The organism is Pelomonas aquatica (genome assembly GCF_026712205.1).
Lineage (GTDB): Bacteria > Pseudomonadota > Gammaproteobacteria > Burkholderiales > Burkholderiaceae_C > Pelomonas > Pelomonas aquatica.
In genome coordinates, this window is the sequence record NZ_JAPPUW010000046.1 from 1 (window position 1) to 3,637 (window position 3,637).

Annotated in this window: 4 protein-coding genes; all 4 read left to right on the forward strand. The window is 65.4% G+C overall.

The features are described from left to right. Nucleotides 1-126: 126 nt before the first annotated feature. Genes NYP07_RS23785 through rffA form a run of 4 tightly spaced genes read left to right on the forward strand, consistent with a single transcriptional unit; the run spans nt 127 to nt 3,476 of the window. Nucleotides 127-1,125 (forward strand): glycosyltransferase family 2 protein, encoded by a 999-nt coding sequence (locus tag NYP07_RS23785; RefSeq protein ID WP_268154680.1) that lies wholly within the window; start codon nt 127-129, stop codon nt 1,123-1,125. Beyond that, nucleotides 1,112-1,921 (forward strand): GNAT family N-acetyltransferase, encoded by an 810-nt coding sequence (locus NYP07_RS23790; RefSeq protein ID WP_268154682.1) that lies wholly within the window; start codon nt 1,112-1,114, stop codon nt 1,919-1,921. The genes NYP07_RS23785 and NYP07_RS23790 overlap by 14 nt, the downstream gene beginning before the upstream one ends. Before the next feature lie 8 nt (nt 1,922-1,929). Then, nucleotides 1,930-2,340 (forward strand): GtrA family protein, encoded by a 411-nt coding sequence (locus tag NYP07_RS23795; RefSeq protein ID WP_268154684.1) that lies wholly within the window; start codon nt 1,930-1,932, stop codon nt 2,338-2,340. A gap of 2 nt (nt 2,341-2,342) precedes the next feature. After that, on the forward strand, nt 2,343-3,476 hold the full coding sequence (rffA, locus tag NYP07_RS23800) for a dTDP-4-amino-4,6-dideoxygalactose transaminase (RefSeq protein WP_268154686.1): 1,134 nt from the start codon (nt 2,343-2,345) through the stop codon (nt 3,474-3,476). The last annotated feature ends 161 nt before the right edge of the window (nt 3,477-3,637 follow it).

Genomic DNA, 3,637 nt, shown 5'->3' on the forward strand with positions numbered 1-3,637 from the left:
GCCTGACGGCGCAGGAGATCGGCAGGAAGCTGGTCAAGGGCGGGGCCTTCATCGACGTGAAGGCGGCCTTCGACAGCAAGGCGCTCATCGACGCGGGCTTCCGCCTCTGGCGCCTGTGAGGCGGCGATGAGCGCGCAACTTGGCAACGAGGGGCTTTCGGTCATCGTCCCGGTCTTCCGGTCGAAGGACGGGCTGGAGCTCCTCCATTCACGGCTCACGGCTGCGCTGGAGCGCCTGGGGCGATCCTTCGAGATCCTGCTCGTCGAAGACGGTGGCCACGATGGTTCCTGGGAAGAAATCGTCCGGCTGGCTGCGCTGGATGACCGCATCAGGGGGCTCCGCATGGGGCGCAATTTCGGCCAGCACAATGCGCTGCTGGCCGGCATCCGGGCGGCCCAGCATCCGCTGATCGTGACGCTCGACGACGATCTTCAGAACCCGCCCGAAGAAATCCACAAGCTGCTTGCGCGGCTGGGCGAGGGGTTCGACGTGGTTTACGGCAAGCCGGCGCGCGAGCAGCATGGCTTCCTGCGCGACATGGCTTCCAAGATCACCAAGCTCGTGCTGCAGCAAGCCATGGGCGCAAGCACCGCGCGGCACGTCAGTGCCTTTCGGGTTTTTCGCACCCGGCTGAGGGATGCGTTCGCGACCTATCGCAGCCCCTTCCTTTCCCTTGACGTGCTGTTGACCTGGGGAAGCAGCCGCTTCAGCTATGTGGAGGTCAAGCATGACGAGCGCGTGCTCGGCGAGTCCGGCTACTCGCTGCGCAAGCTCATCGCCCATGCCTTCAACATGGTTACCGGCTTCAGCACCGCGCCACTGCAGGCGGCGAGCTGGATCGGCTTCGCCTTCACGCTGTTCGGGCTTGGCGTGCTGGCTTACGTCGTGGGGAGCTACTTCATCAACGGCGTGGCCGTGCCGGGTTTTGCCTTCCTGGCATCCATCGTGGCCATCTTCTCCGGGGCGCAGCTGTTTGCGCTGGGCATCATTGGCGAATATCTTGCGCGCATGCATTTCCGCACCATGGAGCGCCCGACCTACCTGATCACCGAGCAGGTCGGCCAGTTTGCTGGCGTCCAGCCCGCCAACCCTCTGTCGCGGGCGCCGGCCGATGCTGAGCTTTGAGCGCCTGGGCGTCGACACACCGGCCCTGCGGTTCAGCTATTTCGAGGTCCCCTGGGACACGGAGATCTTCGGCAGCCGCGTCGCGCAGCTCGAAGGCTTCGAATTGCGCCAGCCGCTGCAGGCAGCATCCGACTTCTCCGGGTATGAGCGCTGGGCCGCGGAACGTGCCGTTGCGCTGGAGGTTTGCAAGCTCGACGCACGCCGCCTCGCGGAAATGGCCTGGCTGCAGGAGCGGGGGTTTCGGTGGATGGAGACGATGTACTTCCCGCTCCTGCCCGATCTCCAGGCCATACCGCCAGCTGCCGTGGATCCTGGGTTGACGTTGCGGCCCATGCGGCCCGACGAGCTGCCCGAGGTACAGACCATTGCCGAGCAGTCGTTCGTCACGAGCCGGTTCTTCATCGATCCGCTGATCTGCCCGCAGCGTGGCGCGGCCCGCTATGCCACCTGGGTGCGCAACAGCGCCAAGGATCCTGCCCAGCAGGTCCTGGTGGCGGAACTGGAGGGCGAGATCGCCGGGTTCTTCATCGTGCAGGAGCGCGAGCAGGCGGGGCAGCGCTCGGCCTACTGGCATCTGACGGCGGTGGCCGCGGCATTTCAAGGCCGGGGGGTGGGCAAGCGCCTTTGGCGAATGGTCATGAACTGGCATCGCGAGCATGGGTGCCGGCAACTGCGCACGGCCATCTCGGGGCATAACCTGCCCGTGCTGGCCCTCTACGGCCAACTGGGTTTCCGCTTCGAGCGCGCGGAAACCACGCTGCACCGTGGCGCGCTGCCGCCGTTGGGGCTCGCATGAGCGAGCGGATGCACTGGTTCAGCCAGTTCTGGCGTTATGCGGTCGTCGGCCTGGGGTCCAACGCCTTGCTCTTTTGCCTCTATGTCGTGCTCACGTCCGCCGGGCTGGCCCCGATTCCGGCGATGAGCCTGATGTATGCGCTGGGCGTGCTGCAGACCTTCGTCTTCAACCGCCGGTGGAGTTTCGCATCGCGCGCAGCCGCCCCCAGGGCATTCGCCCGCTATGTCGCTGCCTATGCCTTCGGCTATGCCTTCAACCTCGCGATGCTGGGCCTTTTGCACCACTACGCCGGCTGGCCGCATCAATGGGTGCAGGGCATCGCCATCCTGCTCACGGCGATCTTGTTGTTCCTTCTGCAACGCCATTGGGTATTTCGCGCCGAACCTGCCTCGGCGCTACCCCCGACTCGGGAGTCTTGACGATGATCCCTTTCAACAAGCCCTATATGACCGGCAAGGAGCTTTGGTACATCGCCCAGGCCCATGCCAAGGGCCATCTTGCTGGCGACGGTGGATTCACCAAGCAGTGCCACCACTGGCTGGAGAAGACCATCGGTTGCCAGAAGGCCTTGCTGACCCATTCCTGCACGGCCGGCCTTGAGATGGCCGCGCTGCTGGCCGATCTGGAACCGGGCGACGAGGTCATCATGCCCTCGTTCACCTTCGTGTCCACCGCCAACGCCTTCGTGCTGCGCGGTGCGGTGCCGGTGTTCGTCGACATCCGCCCCGATACGCTGAACCTGGATGAGCGTCTCATCGAGGCCGCGATCACGCCCAGGACGCGAGCCATCGTGCCCGTGCATTACGCCGGCGTGTCTTGCGAGATGGATGCCATCCTGGAGATCGCGCGGCGCCACAACCTGCTGGTCATCGAGGATGCGGCGCAGGGCCTGGGGTCGAGCTACCGGCGCCGGCCCCTGGGTTCGATGGGCGAACTGGCGGCCCTGAGCTTCCACGAAACGAAGAACGTCATCGCGGGTGAGGGTGGGGCGCTGCTGGTCAACGTATCGCGGCTAGCCGAGCGGGCGGAAATCATCCGCGAGAAGGGCACCAACCGCAGCCAGTTCTTCCGCGGCCAGGTGGACAAATACACCTGGGTCGACGTGGGTTCGTCCTACCTGCCAGGCGAGATCGTGGCGGCCTTCCTGGTCGCGCAGTTCGAGGAGGTTGACGCCATCAACCGTCGGCGCCTGCTGATGTGGGATGTCTATCACCAGGCGTTGTCCTCGTACGAGGCGGAAGGCCTGCTGCGCCGTCCCATCGTGCCGGGCCACTGCCAGCACAACGCCCATATGTACTACATCCTGCTGCCGGACCTGGCGCGCCGCACGGCTGTGATCAACAGCCTGAAGGCACAGGGCGTGCAGTCGGTGTTCCATTACATCCCGCTGCACAGCGCGCCGGCCGGCAAGCGCTATGCGCGCACGCACGGCGAATTGCCCGTGACGAACAACACCAGCGACCGCCTGCTGCGCCTGCCGCTGTGGGTGGGCATGGAGGAGCAGCAGCGCGACGTGCTGCGCGCGCTGCGCGTGGCGCTGGAGGCCAAGGACTGAAGCAGGCGGCTTGACGGGCAGCTTCCCGGTCCGGGGCGGTGCTGCGCTGGACACCGCTTTGCGGGATGCCCGAGATCGGGATGCCACACACAAGCAGTGAGAATCGCAAGCTTCCCAAGCATTCACAGCAACGAGAAACGACCCATGAACACGCTCGCAGT